This is a genomic window from Rhizobium sp. RU36D (assembly GCF_900176345.1).
In the GTDB taxonomy this organism is placed as follows: domain Bacteria; phylum Pseudomonadota; class Alphaproteobacteria; order Rhizobiales; family Rhizobiaceae; genus Allorhizobium.
In genome coordinates this window covers 162,942-180,646 of the sequence record NZ_FWXU01000004.1, presented here as the reverse complement: position 1 = coordinate 180,646, position 17,705 = coordinate 162,942, and the positions used below count along the sequence as shown (strand labels likewise).

21 protein-coding genes and 1 tRNA gene are annotated in these 17,705 nt (G+C 60.9%); 8 read left to right on the top strand and 14 right to left on the bottom strand.

The genetic code is table 11. The annotated features are described in order from the left end of the window. Positions 1 to 40 precede the first annotated feature (40 nt). Positions 41 to 775 carry a phosphatidylcholine synthase gene (gene pcsA / locus B9A97_RS07105; RefSeq protein ID WP_084364332.1) on the bottom strand — a complete coding sequence of 245 codons (735 nt, stop codon included), beginning with the start codon at positions 773 to 775 and terminating at the stop codon, positions 41 to 43. A 182-nt stretch (positions 776 to 957) separates the two neighbouring features. Between pcsA and B9A97_RS07100 the strand changes: the two genes are divergently transcribed. Next, on the top strand, positions 958 to 2,160 hold the full coding sequence (locus B9A97_RS07100; protein WP_084364331.1) for a UbiH/UbiF family hydroxylase: 1,203 nt from the start codon (positions 958 to 960) through the stop codon (positions 2,158 to 2,160). Here the strand turns inward: B9A97_RS07100 and B9A97_RS07095 are convergent. Together B9A97_RS07095 and B9A97_RS07090 are read right to left on the bottom strand one after the other, a co-directional pair. Next, on the bottom strand, positions 2,137 to 3,099 hold the full coding sequence (locus tag B9A97_RS07095; protein ID WP_084364330.1) for an AEC family transporter: 963 nt from the start codon (positions 3,097 to 3,099) through the stop codon (positions 2,137 to 2,139). The two genes, B9A97_RS07100 and B9A97_RS07095, sit on opposite strands and share 24 nt — an antisense overlap. A 36-nt stretch (positions 3,100 to 3,135) precedes the next feature. Continuing rightward, positions 3,136 to 3,888: a cytochrome c biogenesis CcdA family protein gene (locus tag B9A97_RS07090; protein ID WP_084364329.1), complete on the bottom strand. Its 753-nt coding sequence runs from the start codon at positions 3,886 to 3,888 to the stop codon at positions 3,136 to 3,138. A 197-nt stretch (positions 3,889 to 4,085) separates the two neighbouring features. Between B9A97_RS07090 and B9A97_RS07085 the strand changes: the two genes are divergently transcribed. Beyond that, positions 4,086 to 4,161, top strand: a tRNA-Lys gene (locus tag B9A97_RS07085). Positions 4,162 to 4,336: 175 nt separating this feature from the next. Further along, positions 4,337 to 4,744, top strand: a complete 408-nt coding sequence (locus tag B9A97_RS07080) for a hypothetical protein (protein WP_084364328.1) — start codon at positions 4,337 to 4,339, stop codon at positions 4,742 to 4,744. 10 nt (positions 4,745 to 4,754) lie between these two features. On the opposite strand, the gene B9A97_RS07075 is transcribed toward B9A97_RS07080, so the two are convergent. Further along, on the bottom strand, positions 4,755 to 5,894 hold the full coding sequence (locus B9A97_RS07075) for a DUF2336 domain-containing protein (RefSeq protein WP_084364327.1): 1,140 nt from the start codon (positions 5,892 to 5,894) through the stop codon (positions 4,755 to 4,757). 115 nt (positions 5,895 to 6,009) lie between these two features. Here B9A97_RS07075 and B9A97_RS07070 point away from each other — a divergent pair, with 115 nt between their 5' ends. Then, positions 6,010 to 6,726: a hypothetical protein gene (locus B9A97_RS07070; RefSeq protein ID WP_143530361.1), complete on the top strand. Its 717-nt coding sequence runs from the start codon at positions 6,010 to 6,012 to the stop codon at positions 6,724 to 6,726. Here B9A97_RS07070 and B9A97_RS07065 read toward each other — a convergent pair. Next, a complete protein-coding gene (locus B9A97_RS07065; protein WP_084364325.1) occupies positions 6,723 to 7,325 on the bottom strand; it encodes a flavin reductase family protein in 603 nt (200 codons plus the stop codon). The two genes, B9A97_RS07070 and B9A97_RS07065, sit on opposite strands and share 4 nt — an antisense overlap. Beyond that, positions 7,325 to 7,909, bottom strand: a complete 585-nt coding sequence (locus B9A97_RS07060; protein ID WP_084364324.1) for a nitroreductase family protein — start codon at positions 7,907 to 7,909, stop codon at positions 7,325 to 7,327. Before B9A97_RS07060 ends, B9A97_RS07065 begins: the two co-directional genes overlap by 1 nt. A gap of 148 nt (positions 7,910 to 8,057) precedes the next feature. Between B9A97_RS07060 and B9A97_RS07055 the strand changes: the two genes are divergently transcribed. After that, a complete protein-coding gene (locus B9A97_RS07055) occupies positions 8,058 to 8,966 on the top strand; it encodes a hypothetical protein (RefSeq protein WP_244564151.1) in 909 nt (302 codons plus the stop codon). A gap of 3 nt (positions 8,967 to 8,969) precedes the next feature. Here B9A97_RS07055 and B9A97_RS07050 read toward each other — a convergent pair whose 3' ends face one another. The 6 genes from B9A97_RS07050 to B9A97_RS07025 all read right to left on the bottom strand — a co-directional run bounded on the left by B9A97_RS07050 (position 8,970) and on the right by B9A97_RS07025 (position 13,709). Beyond that, positions 8,970 to 9,812, bottom strand: coding sequence for a lysophospholipid acyltransferase family protein (locus B9A97_RS07050; protein WP_084364322.1), 843 nt, complete (start codon positions 9,810 to 9,812; stop codon positions 8,970 to 8,972). 101 nt (positions 9,813 to 9,913) lie between these two features. Continuing rightward, positions 9,914 to 11,920, bottom strand: coding sequence for a threonine--tRNA ligase (gene thrS / locus B9A97_RS07045; protein WP_084364321.1), 2,007 nt, complete (start codon positions 11,918 to 11,920; stop codon positions 9,914 to 9,916). Positions 11,921 to 12,052: 132 nt separating this feature from the next. Continuing rightward, positions 12,053 to 12,409: a nuclear transport factor 2 family protein gene (locus B9A97_RS07040; protein WP_084364320.1), complete on the bottom strand. Its 357-nt coding sequence runs from the start codon at positions 12,407 to 12,409 to the stop codon at positions 12,053 to 12,055. A 31-nt stretch (positions 12,410 to 12,440) separates the two neighbouring features. Then, on the bottom strand, positions 12,441 to 12,869 hold the full coding sequence (locus B9A97_RS07035; RefSeq protein WP_084364319.1) for a DUF2267 domain-containing protein: 429 nt from the start codon (positions 12,867 to 12,869) through the stop codon (positions 12,441 to 12,443). Positions 12,870 to 12,881: 12 nt separating this feature from the next. Then, positions 12,882 to 13,235 (bottom strand): membrane protein insertion efficiency factor YidD, encoded by a 354-nt coding sequence (yidD, locus tag B9A97_RS07030; protein WP_084364318.1) that lies wholly within the window; start codon positions 13,233 to 13,235, stop codon positions 12,882 to 12,884. Between the two features lie 12 nt (positions 13,236 to 13,247). Further along, positions 13,248 to 13,709, bottom strand: a complete 462-nt coding sequence (locus B9A97_RS07025; RefSeq protein ID WP_084364317.1) for an iron-sulfur cluster assembly scaffold protein — start codon at positions 13,707 to 13,709, stop codon at positions 13,248 to 13,250. A 291-nt stretch (positions 13,710 to 14,000) separates the two neighbouring features. Here B9A97_RS07025 and folE point away from each other — a divergent pair, with 291 nt between their 5' ends. From folE to B9A97_RS07010, 3 genes are all read left to right on the top strand, one after another. Then, the gene (folE, locus tag B9A97_RS07020) at positions 14,001 to 14,606 is read left to right on the top strand and encodes a GTP cyclohydrolase I FolE (RefSeq protein WP_084364316.1); all 606 of its coding nucleotides are present in this window, start codon (positions 14,001 to 14,003) and stop codon (positions 14,604 to 14,606) included. Positions 14,607 to 14,633: 27 nt separating this feature from the next. Further along, a complete protein-coding gene (hisI, locus tag B9A97_RS07015) occupies positions 14,634 to 15,086 on the top strand; it encodes a phosphoribosyl-AMP cyclohydrolase (protein ID WP_084364315.1) in 453 nt (150 codons plus the stop codon). A 112-nt stretch (positions 15,087 to 15,198) separates the two neighbouring features. Continuing rightward, positions 15,199 to 16,161 carry a patatin-like phospholipase family protein gene (locus B9A97_RS07010; RefSeq protein WP_084364314.1) on the top strand — a complete coding sequence of 321 codons (963 nt, stop codon included), beginning with the start codon at positions 15,199 to 15,201 and terminating at the stop codon, positions 16,159 to 16,161. A 36-nt stretch (positions 16,162 to 16,197) separates the two neighbouring features. On the opposite strand, the gene B9A97_RS07005 is transcribed toward B9A97_RS07010, so the two are convergent. Beyond that, positions 16,198 to 16,632 carry a CBS domain-containing protein gene (locus tag B9A97_RS07005; RefSeq protein ID WP_084364313.1) on the bottom strand — a complete coding sequence of 145 codons (435 nt, stop codon included), beginning with the start codon at positions 16,630 to 16,632 and terminating at the stop codon, positions 16,198 to 16,200. A gap of 184 nt (positions 16,633 to 16,816) precedes the next feature. Beyond that, a complete protein-coding gene (locus B9A97_RS07000; protein ID WP_084364312.1) occupies positions 16,817 to 17,578 on the bottom strand; it encodes a rhomboid family intramembrane serine protease in 762 nt (253 codons plus the stop codon). Positions 17,579 to 17,705: the final 127 nt, after the last annotated feature.

Here is a 17,705-nt window from a genome sequence, read left to right as displayed (position 1 = left end):
TGATTTTTTTGAGGCATCCAGCACAAATTCAGCCGGACCTTCAGCTCGCCGCCCCGCGGCCGAGTGCCGGAAAGGCCTGCAACACGCCGCCGATCACATAGAGATAAATCCCCGTTACGATGAAGGGCAGCACCAGCCAGGACGGGCTGTCGAAATGCATCAGCAGGGCGATGCCGCCAAGCAGGCACCACAGCAGGAAGATGCCGAGATTGAGGCTGCGCAGCCGCTTGACGCGGACAGGGTGCAGGAAGTTGACCGGCAGGAAGGTCAGGACGACGGAGACGATCACAACGGCAAGCGCCGTATTGGCGGAGGCATCGATCACGAACAGCGTGAACACGATCATGTTCCAGACCACGGGGAAGCCGGAAAAGAAATACTCGTCCGTCTTCATGCCCATATCGGCATAGTAGATCGCGCTGGAGACGACGATCATGCCCGCCGCGACAAAAGACCAAGGCTCGCCGATCATACCACTCTGGTAGAGCGCGAAAGCGGGCAAGAGCACATAGGTCACATAGTCGATGATATTGTCCAGCGTATCGCCGGACCAGTTCGGCAGGACTTCCTTGACGCGGACCTTGCGGGCTATCGGGCCATCTATTCCGTCCACCAGAAGTGCCAGCCCGAGCCACCAGAACATGTCGACGAATCGGTGTTCGGCGGCTGCGACCACGCCCAGAAATGCGAGAAATGAACCGGAGGCCGTCAGGATATGCACCGAAAACGCCCGGATTTCCGCATAGGGCACGCGCTTGTAGTTGAAGATTTTCATACGCCTGCGACCGATCTCCCTGTCCCTAAGGCACGTGGTATCCGATGAAATGGATGCTTTTGCAATCCGCGATGCCATGGCGGGCGGGGATTTCGCTCGTTTCGAGGGTGCCTGCGCCAATTCGAACCATGGATTTGCGGCGCGGAACGCCCTAAATGGAGTTGGTGAGATGAGGTCAGGATATGAGCAGATCTGAGGTAGCCGTCGTCGGTGGCGGTTTGGCAGGCATGACGGCAGCTTTGACGCTGGCACGGGGTGGCCGCAAGGTCGCCCTGATCGCGCCAGCTCCTGGTGTTGCCGATGGCAGGACGACCGCCTTGATGGACCAGTCCATCCGTTTGCTCGACCGCCTTGGAGTGTGGGGGGCAATCGCGCCATCAGCGGCAGCGCTCTCGACCATGCAGATTCTCGATGGCACGCGGCGCCTGTTCCGCGCGCCACCGGTTGCGTTTCGCAGCTCCGAGATCGGCTTGCCGGCCTTCGGATACAATATGCCGAACACTGCGCTACTGGCTGTGCTCGCTGATCACGTTCGGCAGGATGCCAATATCACCCTGTACGATTCGAGTGCCCAATCGTTCGAACTCGGTTCGGAACAGGCGACGATCATGCTCGATCAAGGGGACAAGGTCCAAGCGGACTTCGTTATTGGCGCGGATGGCCGCCGCTCGGCCGTGCGCGAGGCCGCCGGTATCGGTACCCGGACATGGTCTTACCCGCAGACGGCACTGGTCCTGAATTTTGCGCACACCATTCCGCATAGAAACGTCTCCACCGAATTTCATGGCGAATCAGGGCCGTTCACGCAAGTGCCGCTTCCCGGCAACCGGTCCAGCCTGGTCTGGGTCCTCAATCCCGCCATCGCCGAGCAGATGATGGCCCTTGATGTTTCGGAACTCAGCCGCCGCGTGGAAGAGCGGATGCAGTCCATGCTTGGAACGGTAAGCGTCGAGGACGGTGCCCAGACTTGGCCGCTGTCCGGCATGACGGCGCATCGCTTCGGCAAGGGCCGGGTAGCACTGGTCGGTGAAGCCGCCCATGCCTTTCCGCCTATCGGCGCCCAAGGCCTGAACCTCAGCCTGCGGGACGTGATGGCGCTCGAATCGCTGCTGTGCTCTAGCCCTGATATGCCGATCTCAGGCACGGCAGGCGACGCCTTCGACCGCAAGCGCCGCACCGATGTCATCAGCCGGACGGCAAGTGTGGATCTGCTCAACCGCTCGCTGCTCAGCGATTTCGTTCCGGTGCAGATGGTCCGGGCGGCAGGCTTGCACGTGTTATCGACGATCGCGCCGCTGCGCCATATCGTGATGCAGGAAGGCATCGAGCCCGGACGCGGCTTCAGCGCCCTGCCCCGGATGCTACGGGAAAAGGTCAGGCGGTAGCAGGCCTGACGTGATGGCATAGAGCAGCGCCGACACCGTCAGCACCGAAAGGACCGTGGTGATCAGGATCGTCGCAGACGCGCGTTCCTGCCAAACGCCGTATTGCTGGCCGATCACAAAGACATTGGTTGCCGTAGGCAAGGCCGCCAGCAGGACCGCCGTATAGACCCAGAGCGGATCGAAATTCCCTGCTGCCGACAGCACGACATAAGCGACCAGCGGGTGAAGAAGAAGCTTGATCGGCACGATATAGGCGAGTTCTGCGGGAACCCGTTTCAGGGGTCGCAAGGCGAGCGTGACACCCATGGCAAACAGGGCGCAGGGTGCTGCGGCCTGCGCCAGATAGTCGATCAGCCGTTGTACGGGGACAGGCGGCACAACATGCAGAGCAGCGGCAATGAAGCCGATGGCCGTTGATACAATAAAGGGGTGGTAGGCGATCTTCTTGGCGACATCGAGCGCAACCCGCCCTCGTGGCCGGTCGTCGCCACCGGCAATCGCCATCATCGCCGGTGCGACAGAGAAATGCACAGCATTTTCAAAGCAGAAGACCAGTGCCACCGGGACGGCTGCCTTCTCACCAAAGGCCAGAAGTGCCAGGCCCGGCCCCATATAACCGATATTGCCATAGGCGCCGGCCAGCGATTGAATGGTACAATCGGCAATCGAATTGCCCCTAAGGAACCGTCCTATCAGGAAGACCAGAATGAATATGCCATAGGTCGCGGCGATGCTGGCGGCAATGAAATCGATTCGGGTCAATTGCTCCACCGGCGTCTTGGACACCAGCTTGAAGAACAGCGATGGCAAAGCGACATAGATGATGAAGATGTTGAGCCAGCCGATCGCCTCGGCCGGTTGGTGCATCAGCTTGGCGACGACATAGCCGACCAGTATCAGCCCGAAAAACGGCAGAACGAGCCCGGTGATTTCAGCCATGCCCTATCCTTCCGAGCCTGAACGATCGTCACGGCCTTAGCCGATTTGCGACAGGATTGGAAAGGTCTGCTGGAACCAGATTGCCAGATCGGCCACGAAACCGAACATGAAAGCAAGCCCTGTCAGCACCAAGAGGCCGCCCATGACCTTCTCGACCACGCCGAGATGCCGACGGAAGCGCGACAGAAACCGCATGAAGGCGCCGGAAAAGCCGGCGGCGATCCAGAAGGGTACGGCAAGGCCGAGGGAATAGACCGCAAGCAGGACCGCACCGTCACCAACGGTTTCGCGGGAGGCCGCCACGCCAAGGATGGCGCCAAGAACCGGACCGATGCAGGGTGTCCAGCCGAAGGCGAAGGCCAGGCCCATGACATAGGCACCCGACAGGGTCGCCGGTTTGCCGCCGCCGTGGAAGCGCATCTCGCCGGACAGGAAGCCCAGCCGGAACACGCCGAGGAAGTTCAAGCCCATGACGATGATGATCAAGCCGCCGATCTTCGACAGGAGGTCGAGATGCTGGCGCAATATCATGCCGATGGTCGATGCCCCGGCACCCAGAGCGACGAAGACGGTGGAAAAGCCGAGCGTGAAGGCAAGGGCCGCCAGCATCACGGCCCGTCGCGCATCGGGCGAGGCAGACACTGCTGCCGTTCCACCCCGGAACTGGTCGACGGAAATGCCGGCCATGTAACACAGGTATGGCGGGACCAGTGGAAGGACGCAAGGCGACAGGAAGGATAAGGCACCGGCAAACAGCGCGCTCAAGAAAGAGATTTCAGCAATCGACACGGGCAGGCCTGCTCCATTGGCTATGCCGCTTCCTTAGCCCCTGATGTGCCCAGGTGCCAATCACCTTTCCGCGCCCTGCGTCATCCCGCCCTGAAAAGAAAGCCGGAAAACGCCGAATCCGGCCGTTTTTATGGGTTGACCGCGACTACGTGTCTGCATATGTTCCGCGCACTTCCGAGGGGACCACCCCTGAACGGGAGAGCGTAGCTCAGCCGGTAGAGCAACTGACTTTTAATCAGTAGGTCCAGGGTTCGAATCCCTGCGCTCTCACCATTCTTTCGCCCAGCTTTCGCGGGTATGGAGTTCTAGAGCCAGATGATTTTAGGTCGGATCGTCCTCAAATCCGAAGCGCCTCTAGAGTCATATAATCAGAGCATGATGTCGACCGAAAACCGCACACACTTTTCGGCATCATGCACAAGACACCACCCGAAGCGGAAACCGGCAGATGAAAACAGCCCTCATTGCGATGACCATCCTGGGATGCGACGACAGCGTCAACCAGTGCCAGTATATTGCCACCGCCCAGGAACATTGGGTCAGTGTTGAACTATGCGATGCCGCATCGGAGCGCGTGCTCGAACGATATGGCAATGTCAGCTATCCCATGGTGATCGCGGTGTGCCAACCGCCGGAAGCAGAGAGCACGCCTGCGGTTGCCGAACAACAGCCGCTGCCGCTGCCGATGCCGGTTCCGGCGCCGCCCGAGTCCGAGCACAAGGGATTGGCCAGCCGGGCGCTTGACCGGATCCGCGAAGCCCTTCCCGGCACAGCCGGCATTCGGATGGTGTTTGAAAAGCCGCTGCATGTCGTTTCAGACAGCTATGCCTGGGTGGCGAAGAAGATCACCAACTGATTCTGATCGGCTATTCTGCGGCAGCCAGGCTAAAGCCGGAGGCATAGGCGCGGGCATGGTGCCTCTCTTCGGCCATCTGCAACTGTTCGATCATGTCGAGCAGTTCGGCCGCGGAACCGGATCCCGGCGCGAAGTGCCTGTGGCGTGCGAGCAATTGCTGGGCAATCCCGGCATTGTCCACTGCCCCGCTCTGCATGGCCTGGCGCCAAAGGAAGATCGCGTCCACGAAAATCTCGCTGACGTCGCGGGCAAGGCCACAGGCCTCCAGCAAGGCGCGAACAGCATGCCGCCGGCCGGTGGCGAGGATCGCGCGCGACCGTCGCTCCTCCAGACCCGACAGCATGACAATGGCCGTGCCGAAGAAGTCAGTGCGGCCCGAGCACAGAGCATGCATCAGGAAGGCCGGCGTGAGCTTACCGCTGACCCTCAAATGTTCGACAAGCGGCGGAAGTTCTTCGTGGCTCACCGAGCCCGCGATGGACAGGGTTGCCGTCGCACCCGCCTCTCGCGCCACGCGCTCCATGCGACGGGCGCCGACGGCCGCCAGGACGAGGCCCGCTCCGACCAAGGCCTCGGTAACCCGGTTGACCAGCAATTGCCGTGCGGCGGCCGGCAGAGCCTCCCGCTCAAGCAAATGCCGGCGAACGACCTCGTGATGGCCGTGCCGCTCGGCCAGCCGCTTCAAAGTCATGGGCGAAATGGCCGCACCATCATTTTCCAGCAGCGTCAGGATCTCGGGCGTCTCGGCGACCTCTGCCAATGCCGCGGCGACCATACGGCTGAGACGGGGACGCCCGGCAATCAGCGCACGGGTATGGTCCGCGCCACGCCCGACAAGATCGACCAGATCCGAATCGTTTAGAACCGGAGAGCGGAGGATGGCGTGACAGGCGATCTCCGGTTGGTCTTGCGCCAGGGAGACCATGATTGGCCGCGGCGTTTCGGGGCTGTCGGCCAGGGCCTCGCATAGGGCGAGCCGCACGCGCGGCGACGGATCGTCAAGGAGGTAGGTCATTGCCACGCGGGCGGCGCGGCGCTCCTCCTCGGCCATCTCAGATTTAAGGAAGGCCCGACCGAGAGCACTGGCGGCGCGAGCCCTGTCGCTGGCCTTGGCCGTTTCCACCCACCGAAGAAAAGCCTGAACGATCACGTGCAATCCCAATCGCTTACTACGGGGCCTGCATCGGCCCACAATCACTGGCTTCACGCTATCGGGAAAGTGTTTAAGATTGGTTCACCATGTTTGAAGAATCCCGGATGCGGTCTTGACCATCTTTCAGCGGCGCGATGTCTCGCCTTCCCCTCCCCAAATCCTGCAATTCATTTCGGTAGGCGACTATCCTTCCGGATCACCTGATCTTATCTGTGGTGTGGCCGCGCGACTGCTCGATTTCAGCGGTTGCTATGGCGAGGCGGCGGCCACGGCCCGGCGCGGGTGGCGGTCGCTGCTTGCCGGTTCGACCGAGGTGTCTGCGGTCCCGCTCTGGGTCGGCCTTCACCGGGTTGAGGACGAGGAGGAGATTGCACTCGACATCGCCTGGGCACTGGAGATGGGAGCCGAGGGGGTTGCGCTTGCGGGCGCCCGTTCCGGCGCAGACCTGCAATACCTGCATGTGCTGCTCGATGTGGCCGAGGCGGAAGGTTCTGCGGCAATCCGGTTATCGATCCTGGCGCTGATCGGCGATAATTCCCAGGGTTTGCTGGCGGCCGGCAGCTTTGCCGGGAAATCCGACCGACTGATGGCTTTAGGCTGGAATGGGGGGCTGCTTGCGCAAGCTTTGGGAGATGAGCTGCCTCCGAGCGCAAGCCTCATCACCTCAGTTCGCGCCACCGTCAGGCTGGCCGCTGCAGCGGCCGACGTGGCTGCGGTCGATTGCGCCTGCGGCAGCTCTCTGGAGGATGCCGCAAGCCGGGGCTGGATGCCGGAACCCGGTTTCGAATGGGTGCTTGTCCACCCATCCGCGCCATCGACAGACACCTAGGGAAGCTGCGGCCGGAACAGTTCGAAGGTTGATGATGCCTCGCTGTAGTCCATATAGCCCATGCGCGCGAGTGGCCGAACGATCGACATATCCAGCCGACCATCCGTGATCGCTGCCTCGGATATGTGGATACCAACCACTTCACCAAAGACGACATAGCTGTCGGACGGCACAGACAGGGTCTTCGGCCGGATGATCTCCGTCATGCGGCATTCCAGCACGGCATAGGCTTCCGTGACATAGGGTGCGGCCACCAGACGGCCCTCCCCTGGTGTCAGTCCCGCCAGGGCAAACTCATCGACTTCGGCGCCGACCGCGGCCGATGAGGTATTCATCTGCTGGGTCAATTCAGCGCCCACAAGGCTGGTCGTGAAAACACCGGTCGCCTCGATATTGGCCACGGAATGCTTGTGGCCCATCGAGGAAAACATCACCAGCTTCGGCCGGTCGCTGATCGCATTGAAGAAGGAATAGGGTGCGAGGTTGCGAACGCCGTCGGCCGAGCGGGTCCCGATCCAGCCGATCGGCCGGGGCGCCACGATCGCCTTGAACGGGTCATGGGCGAGGCCATGGCGGTTATCGGCGGTCTCGTAGAACATCAGCTCTCCTCTCCGGCCCAGGTCACGATGTCCTTCAGGTCGGGACGCGGCCGATCCGTCACGGGGAAGGTGCTGGAGCCGATGTGAATGAAGCCCGCGACCTTTTCGCCCGGGCGGACGCCGAGCAGCGGATAGGCGGCTTCATCATAGGCGAACCATTCGGTCAGCCAGTTGGAAAAGAAGCCATGGGCATTGGCCGCCATGACGAGATTGAGGCAGACCGCCCCGGCTGACAGAACCTGCTCCCATTCCGGGATCTTGGCATGGGGGGCGGCCGTGCTGATGACGGCGATGACAACGGGCGCACGGGTGAAGCGGCTGCGCTCGACCGCGATCATTTCGCCTGACAGCGCCGGATTCTTGGTAAGCGCCATCTGCAGCAAAGCCTCGCCGATCCGCTGGCGCTCGGCGCCGGTATAGACCACGAAGCGCCAAGGCGCGAGTTTGCCGTGGTCGGGCACGCGCGATGCCAGTGTCAGCATGACCTCGATCTGGTCGCGATTCGGACCCGGCTCGCACATCTGGAAGGCCGGCATGGAGCGGCGTTTGGTGAGATAGTCGATAAGTTGAGAATCTTTTTGCATTTGGAGGGCTTTCACGGTCCTGGCGGCGGGCGGGAGGTCTTGAAATCGCCACCACATTCGGATTGAAGTTGCTTTCATTGATCAAGAAGTCAACCCGGTCCCATAATTGATGTCGTGTCTTTCCCTCGTTGGTCGCCATTTGCATGTCGTGGCGTTCGTTGCGTTGTCGGTCAGCGCCGCCCAGGCGCAGGACGCGTTCAAGACGTTCAAGCAATTGGACAGCACCGCCAAGATGCCGAAGCTCAATGCGTTTTCGCCGAACCTTGGCGCAAACGCTGTGCCTTCTCCGGCCAAGACGGTCGCGTTTGAAGCCAAGCTCACCTCCGACGGCGGCGCCATGCAGCAAGGGCTGTCCTGGCGCGTCTTCAGCCCCATTCCCGGACCCGATGGTAAGCTGCCGCTTGTCGCGACCGCTGAGGGCGGATCGGCGGATTTCCAGCTGATGCCGGGAGAATACTTCGTAAACGTAGCATTCGGCCGCGCCGGTGCCACTAAAAAGCTGACCGTGCCGGGCAGCGGCGATTTGGAAAAGCAAGTGCTCGTTCTGGATGCTGGCGGCATGATTCTCAACGCCGTTACCGGCGCCGACATCCGGATCCCTGCAAAGGACCTGAAGTTCGACGTCTATGCGGCGGAAGCCAAGGACGATGGCGAGCGCGGCCTGTTGATGGCCGATGTGGATGCCAACACGATCGTCCGGCTCAACGCCGGCACCTATCACATCGTGTCGGAATATGGCGATGTCAACGCGGTGGTGCGGGCCGACATCAAAGTTGAGGCCGGCAAACTGACCGAAGCGACAATCCAGCACCGCGCCGCACAGATCAATCTCAAACTGGTGTCGGAGGCTGGTGGCGAAGCGATTGCCGATACCGCCTGGTCGGTGCTGACATCATCTGGTGACATCGTCGCGGAAAGCGTCAGCGCCTATCCAAGCATGGTGCTGGCCGAGGGCGAGTATACGGCCATCGCCCGCAACAAGGACAAGATCTACCAAAAGGACTTTCAGGTGGAAGCCGGCCGCAGCAGTGCGGTAGAACTGTTACTGACGAAATAGCCCTTAGCCGGCCTTTTTCAGCCCACCGCGGCGAGCGTTCGGTGCCAGCGTGAATACGGCCTCATAAAGCCGCGCCAACAACTCCTTGCGGTCGCCGTTGTTCGACAGCTCTTCCCAGGACATGATCCGCCCGACATGGGCATTGATCGTGCTGCCCGACAGCCTGCGGAACTCGCGGACCAGAAGGGAGACCCTGAGCGTCATGGAGATCTTGCTGGCGATATGGAAGAGCCGTCCGTTCTGGCCTTCGAAATATACCGGCACGACATTGGCACGGGCAGCCTGGATGAGCTTTGCTGGAAAGATCTTCCAGGGCAGATCCTCGGCCTTGCCGAAGGCCTTGCGCGCCGTTGCCACGCCGCCAGCCGGGAACACGATGATGGTCACGCCTTCCTTCAGCAGCCTGACGGCCTCGTGGCGGGTCTGCATGTTCATCGCCAGCGCTTCCTTGGTCTCCTCGAAGGAAACCGGCAGCGAATAAGGACCCAATTCGGGCATCTTCAACAATTCGTTGTTGATCATGACCCGGAACGGGCGTTGCAACTGCTCGGCAAGCGCCAGAAACGCGATCCCGTCACCAATGCCATAGGGATGGTTGGCCACCATCACGACAGGGCCATCCGGGAGATTGCATGGCGGCCATTCGCCCGTGACCGCAAGTTCGACATTGATCATGTCCAGCATCTTGCCGAAGACGCGATCAGTCTTGCCGTAGATGTCGTGACGCCAGATATCGTACAGCCGGGCGTAGCGGTCGCGGCCGGACAGGTTTTCGATCGAGCGGATAATCCATCGCTTGAGGCGCGGATCCCGCTCATTGGCGTAGGACAGTTCTTCGAACTTCATCGAAACCCCGGTTGCTTCAGCTTGCACCTGGTATGCGGTATAACAATAACATGACAGCCGCCTGACAGCGCCCTTGCGGACCTGCCAGACGGCGTATTGTATCAGGCTGCTTTGGAAGCCTTAGCAGCAGCCTTGCGCTTGACATCGGGCGGCGTGGCCTCCGCCGAAAGCGAAGCAAGCGCCTCATCGAGCGTCATCGAGGTCTGGTCCTGAGACCCAAGACGGCGGATGTTGACAGTCCGTTCCTCGGCCTCCCGCTTGCCACAGACGATGATCACAGGAACCTTGGTCACGGAATGCTCGCGGACCTTGTAGTTGATCTTCTCGTTGCGGAAGTCGGTCTCGACCTGCATGCCCGCGTCACGCAAGGCCTCGGCGACTTCGCGACCGTAGTCATCGGCCTCCGAGGTGATGGTTGCCACGACAACCTGAGTCGGCGCGAACCACAGCGGCATATGACCGGCGAAGTTCTCGATCAGGATGCCGAGGAAACGTTCCATCGAGCCGCAGATAGCGCGGTGGATCATCACAGGCTGGGTCTTCTCCGAATTCGCATCGATGTAGAAGGCGCCAAAGCGTTCCGGCAGGTTGAAATCCACCTGAGTCGTACCGCACTGCCATTCACGGCCGATGGCATCTTTCAGCGTGTATTCGAACTTCGGCCCGTAGAACGCGCCCTCGCCCGGCAGGATGCCGGTCTTGATGCGTCCGCCCGATTGGGCTTCGATCGTCTTCAAGACCTCCATCATCACGGCCTCTGCCCGATCCCACAAGGCATCGGTGCCGACACGCTTTTCCGGACGGGTGGAGAGCTTCACCACCACTTCCTTGAAGCCGAAGTCCTCATAGACCGACAGGATGAGGTCGTTGATACGCAGGCATTCCGCCGCCATCTGCTCGTCGGTGCAGAACACGTGCGCGTCATCCTGCGTAAACCCGCGCACGCGCATCAGGCCATGCAAGGCACCGGATGCTTCATAGCGGTGGACCAGGCCGAACTCCGCCAGGCGAATCGGCAGGTCGCGATAGGATTTGAGCCCATGCTTGAAGATCTGCACGTGACCCGGGCAGTTCATCGGCTTCAAGGCAAAGACGCGCTGGTCGGCTTCCTCGTCATCGGGATGAGTGAAAGCATGGGCGGATTTCACCGCGAACATGTTCTCCTGGTACCATCCCCAGTGACCAGAGGTCTCCCATAGTGACTTGTCGAGCACCTGCGGCGCGTTGACTTCCTGATAGGTGCCGGACAGGCGACGGCGCATGTAGGCCGTCAAGGTCTGGAACATGCGCCAGCCCTTGCCATGCCAGAACACCACGCCGGGGCCCTCTTCCTGGAAATGGAACAGGTCCATTTCCCGGCCAAGCTTGCGATGGTCGCGCTTTTCAGCCTCTTCCAGCACACGCAGATAGTTGTCCAACTGCTCCTGCTCGGCGAAAGCGGTGCCGTAAATACGCGTCAGCATGACATTGTTGCTGTCGCCGCGCCAATAGGCGCCTGCCACCTTCATAAGCTTGAAGGCCGTGCCGATCTGGCCCGTGGATGCCATATGTGGTCCGCGGCACAGGTCGAACCAGTCGCCCTGGTAATAAATCTTGAGATCCTGGTCCTCGGGGATCGCGTCGACCAGTTCGACCTTGTAGCTCTCGCCCTTGGACGCAAAGACCTCACGCGCCTTGTTGCGCGGCCAGACTGCCTTGGTGAAGGGCTTGTTGCGCTGGATGATTTCCTTCATCCGCTTTTCGATCTTCGGCAGGTCCTCCGGCGTGAAGGGCTCGGCCTTGGCGAAGTCGTAATAGAAGCCGTTCTCGATGACGGGACCGATGGTCACCTGGGTACCGGGCCACAATTCCTGCACAGCCTCCGCCATCACGTGGGCGGCGTCGTGGCGGATCAGTTCCAGCGCGCGGTCATCGTTGCGGGTGACGATTTCGATCCGCCCCGAACTGACAGGGTCGCTGAGGTCGCGCAAACCGCCGTCGAGCGCGATGGCGACGGCCTTCTTTGCCAGCGACTTGGAAATCGATTCGGCGACCTCACGACCGGTCGTGCCCGCGGCGTAGCTGCGAACGGAACCATCGGGAAATGTAAGGGAAATGGCTTCTGACATGGTATCTCCTTATCCAGTCCCGCCAACCAATGCGGGTGGTGCAAAAGGCCGGCGCAAGGGCGCGGCCACGAACGCGCGGGTGATAAAGCGAAACCCGCGCAGAGTAAAGAAATTTAGGATGGGACGGGGCGGCTAAAGATCTTCGACGCGGACCTCGGTGATGGCGCCCTGTTCATCGAAGGTTATGGTCTCTATCCCCTGCCGGATCAAAGCTTCGCCGGTCACGGCGTGGGTCGCCCTCAGCCGCCAGAAGGAGCGGGCCTGTCGATCCGAGAGGCGCTCCACCTTGTCGTTCGACGCCACCTGGTCCGGATAGGTTTCGAAATACCGACGGAAGGCCGCCATGACCGCGTCCCGACCCGCGACATTACCGGTGCCGCCGGAGAGATAGAGCACATCGGACGCAAAACACGATTCGATCGCGGCATAGTCAAGGCGATTGATGGCATCATGAAACTGCTGAAGCCTGACGGCCGGATCAAAGCTCATGGGGATTACACCTCGGATGGCGAGCGGAATTTCACGTGTTCGAACCGAACCAGAAGGCACGGGCACCTTCCGGCATTAGCGACAGGACCCGCTCCAGGGAAGCCGGATCGACATTGCGTCTGACGGCCGTGGCCACGTCATCGATCGCGCTCTCGGTGGAGAGGTTGTGATTGTGCCGCAGGGCTCGCACCTCCGCCATCATCTCAGCTTTGCTCGAGAACTGCTTTTGCTCTTCGCTCACATCCCAGTCGCTGACAAAGATCGCGCGCAAGACCGGCGGCAAAACACCGGCGAAGGCGATGGCCTCGGCCACGGTCAACCGCCGTCGAAACACCTGCAAGACCGCCTGCAGCATGGTATAAGCCTGGTGGGAAGTCCGAAGCATCGAGACCTCCTTCAGATCTTCCATGAAACGGTCGAAATCCACGGAGGCTTGGCGATACTCCATCGGCATCGGCATGGTGAAAACCCTTCAGTCCTTTCGCTTAAGACCTGGCCGACGATATCGCCACAGGGTCCACCAGCGGTATGAACCGTCGAGCATCGGCGGCACCGGATCAAAGCCCGAGGTTCCGCCGGGACCGCATCGGCCCACGCGAAACAGGGTCAACCAACCGCCCGGCCAAAGACCATGGCGTGCAATGGCCTCGTAGCCATACTCCGAACAGGTCGGCAAGTGGCGGCAGGAATTTCCGATTAAACCAGACAGCGTCAGTTGATAGAGCCGTATCAAACCCATGCCGAGCAGACGGTCCGGGGTTTTGCGAAACGGCCCGGCATAGTTTCTGCCTTTGTAAGCCGGCTTGTCGCGACAGTCAGAGCACATCTTGCAGCAAGCTCATGATGCGAGCGATCCCGCTGGAACGGCGCCTTGGGCTCGGGCCTCCACCTGATCCAGGCAATCGACGACGGCATCGAATGTCAGCATCGTCGAGGCGTGGCGCGCCTTGTAGTCCTTGACCGGCTTCAGGAACCGCATGTCGGCAAAGCGACCCGATGGCCCCTCCCCGTCGGCCTTCAGCATGGCCAGCATGTCCTCGCGTGCCTGACGGATTTCGTCGGCGGTCGCACCGACGACATGGCGTGCCATGATGGACGACGAAGCCTGACCAAGCGCGCAGGCCTTCACCACATGGGAAAAATCGCTGACGACATCGCCATCCATGCGAAGGTAAACACGCACCTTCGAGCCGCAGAGCTTCGAATGCTTTTCCGCGCTGCCATCGGGATCGTCCAAGACACCGCTGCGCTCGATATTGCCGGCGAATTCCAGGATCTTGCTGTTGTAGATGTCATCCATGCCAGGCCGCGCCTCCTGCAATCCATAGCGTCTGTAATGCCGATGGTGAAATGATAATCCGCTTCGCAACACTCTGTCGTGCGATCATTTCTTCACAGCCCGCCAATCCAACCTATATAAGATTACGTTATATGACTGCAATGGTTGACGCAGGGCGGCAACGCCGCGCATCGCCAGCCAGCGGACACAAAATCAACGAATGGGCTTGCTATCATGAGCCGAGTTACGCAATTACAGCCCAAGAAATCCAAGAAGGCTAACCCGCAAGCGGGTGAACGGGAGATCAGGCGCGTGGACGCTATAGTAAAGAACCTGGTATCCGACACATCCCGTCCGAGCCGCGAGGAAGCGGAGGCGGCCGTCCGTGTTCTGCTGCGCTGGGCGGGTGATGATCCGGAACGCGAAGGGTTGCTCGATACGCCAAAGCGCGTCGCTGCGTCGTATCGCGAACTGTTTTCTGGCTACGAAACCGATATCGACGAAGTGCTCGGACGCACCTTTGAGGAGGTTGCCGGCTATAACGATATGGTGCTGGTGCGCGACATCCCGTTCTTTTCCCATTGCGAGCATCATATGCTGCCGGTGATGGGTAAGGCGCATGTCGGCTACCTGCCGGACGGGCGGGTGCTGGGCCTTTCCAAGATCGCCCGCGTGGTCGATGTGTTCGGCCGTCGCCTGCAGACGCAGGAGGCGATGACGGCGCAGATAGCGCAGGCCATTACTGAAACGCTGCAGCCGCTCGGCGTCGCCGTGTTCATCGAAGCTGAGCACATGTGCATGGCCATGCGCGGTATCCAGAAATCCGGGTCAACGACCCTGACCACGACCTTCACCGGCCGCTTCAAGGACAACGCTACAGAACAGGCCCGTTTCATGACCATGGTGCGTGGGCGCTGAAGCAACAGTAACATACCGGATATCGACATGATCAACTTCAACGCTCCTCCTGGCGATAAGCACCTGCTCGAAGAAGACGCGGCTTTTACCCCGCGATTCGATGCGCATGGGTTACTCACCGCCGTTGTGACCGACGCTTCGGACGGCGAGTTGCTGATGGTCGCGCATATGAATGCGGAAGCGCTGTCCTTGACGCTGGAAACCGGTATTGCCCATTATTTCAGCCGCTCGCGCGGGCAGATCTGGAAAAAGGGCGAGACCTCCGGCAACCTGCAGGACGTCAAGGAGTTGCGGACCGATTGCGACCAGGACGCGGTCTGGTTGAAGGTGTCCGTGCGCGGCCAGGAGGCAACCTGCCACACCGGACGGCGCTCTTGCTTCTATCGCAGCGCAGCGCTGAAGGACGGGTCGGCGACGCTGACCATCGTTGATGATCACCGCCACTTCGATCCCGAAAAAGTCTATGGCGACAAGGCCTGAAATTAGGCTGATGCCCATTTCTTGACCGGTTTGGCGGGCACGCTAAACGGAATCGTAAGCATCCCAAGGCCAACATGGTGCAAGGTGTTGTTCGGCGGTGAGGAATGCGTGGATGCTGAACTGGAACTTGTATCGTAACAACGGTTTGCCTTCGGCTGTCGTCGATGGCAAGCAGGCCTCCCAGCCGCCTGTTGCCACGCCTCCCGCTCTCGAAAAAAGCCGAAAGACCAAGATAGCACTGGCATTGGGCGGTGGTGCCGCGCGCGGCTGGGCACATATCGGCGTGCTGCGCGCCCTTGACGAGGCCGAAATCGAGGTGGGCATGATCGCCGGGACCTCGATCGGCGCCCTGGTGGGCGGCTGCTATCTGGCCGGCAAGCTAAATGAACTAGAAGAATTCGCGCGCTCGCTGACCATGCGGCGGATCGCCTCCCTGCTGGACCTGACGATCGGCGGCGGCGGACTGCTGGGCGGCATGCGCCTGACCAAGCGCATGCAGGAACATCTGCAGGGGCTGAACATCGAGAATCTGCCTAAGCCCTTCGTGGCGGTCGCTTCCGAACTCAACAGCGGTCACGAGGTCTGGATCGACAGCGGCCATCTGATCACGGCGCTTAGGGCATCCTACGCCCTGCCCGGCATCTTCGAGCCGGTCCAGTGCAACAACCGCACCCTGATCGATGGCGCCCTTGTCAATCCAGTGCCGGTCTCGGTTTGCCGCGCTTACGAACAGCCGCTCGTGATGGCGGTCAACCTTCACTACGATCTGTTCGGACGCTCCGCCGTGGTCAAGCACCGCGCCAGCAATCTCGGCGATCCGCTGGCCGAGGCGCCGAAAAATCCGTCCCGCATCGGCCTGACCGGGGTCATGGTGCAGGCCTTCAACATCATCCAGGATCGTATTTCCCGCGCGCGCCTTGCCGGAGATCCGCCAGACCTCCAGCTTCATCCGCGCGTCAATGATATCGGCCTGTCGGAATTCCACCGCGCCGGCGAAGCCATTGACAGGGGCTATGAGGAAGCCCGCGCCAAGATCAACGAGTTGAAACGTATGCAGGAAGCCTTCGCCCGCTAAGACGTAACCGGAAGGCTTCCCGCTTGCCGGGCTCCGTCAGCCGGCGATATAGGCCTTGATGTGTTCGGCCTCGAGCTCGATCTCCCGGATGCGCGACTTCACCACGTCCCCGATCGAGATGATGCCGCAGAGCTTTCCGGCTTTCTCCACGGGCACGTGACGGAAGCGCCGGCTACTCATCACTTCCATCAGGTCGTTGATGGTCGCTTCCTCGGAGCAGCGGTAGACATTGGCGGTCATGACGGTGGAAACCGGCTGTCCCATGCCCTCAGGGCCATTGCGCCCGATGGCGGTCACGACGTCGCGTTCGGTGAAGATGCCGACGATCCGTCCTTCCATCCCGACCACAACGACGGCGCCGATCTTGTTTTCATAAAGAACCTTGGCGGCCTCAGCCAAGGTAACGCTCGGGCCGACCGTCACGACATTGCGGCCTTTTTCTTCCAATATACTTTTTACCGATGCCGACATGCTATCCTCCTTGCCGTCAGTGAGAAGTCTCAAAGGCACTTCACACGCCTGCGGCAGGCTCCTACCCACTGCCACAAGCGTCGGTCTGGGTATCCGCAGCGTCAGCGCATGACGCAGTCGGAACCACATTGTTTAATGGTGCCTTCAATTAGAGGATAATGCAATACGCCGGCACGGCTGGCGATCAGAGGGCATGGCCGGGGCGCGTGCGCACCGGGTCAAACAGCGCAAAGGACAGGAAACCAAAGAGAAAGCCGCCGATATGCGCATCCCAGGCGATCTGTTCACCGAAGGCGCCGAAGATCGGAAGGCCGAGTGCGATCACGAGGTTGCCAAAGAACCAGGCCGCCGTGAACACCATGACAGTGCGCTCGCGAAGCGATTCGACTACTCCGAGTCTTGGGGCGACTTCCAACGGCATGTAGCGGCTATAGGGCGTAAAGGCGAAGCGGCAGGCCGCCCCCATCAGCGCCGACACAACGGCGGACGCGCCGATCATCAGGCTCGGCTGTCCCCAATTGACCACCGTATGCAGCGCCGCACCGGCCGCCGCCGAGATGATCCAAAACAGGACGAACCTGTAGGGCCCGATACGACGCGCCACGGGCGTGCCGAACGCCGCGAGCCACAGTCCGTTGAAGATCAGATGTTCGGGACCACCGTGAAGAAGCGAGTAGGTAACGGGCGTCCACAGCCATTCCAGGCTCTGCTCTCCCAGAGGATAGGCATATCGGACCGGGGCGAACCCAAAGGTGATGGCGAAGCTCTCGGCCTGCTCAGGAGACAATAGCGACTCCACCCCATAAATGCCGGCGATCAGCGCCAGGGACACCAGGATCGTGGTCGGCAGATTGAAGATGGGCTCTCGCCGCGGCGCTCGCGGCTTGCCCTCTGCCCCGCTCCTGCCGAGTTCGTCTCCCTCACCATCGGGGAACTGCTGATCCATGCGGGCCACTACCTTCTGTTTTTTGCAAGTTCGTGATCTATAGCAGCGCGGATATAAATAAAGCCATGCCGCAAGGGCTCAGTGCCGCGGAATTGAAATGCCGCAAGTCCCGGCAAAAATTGCCCGA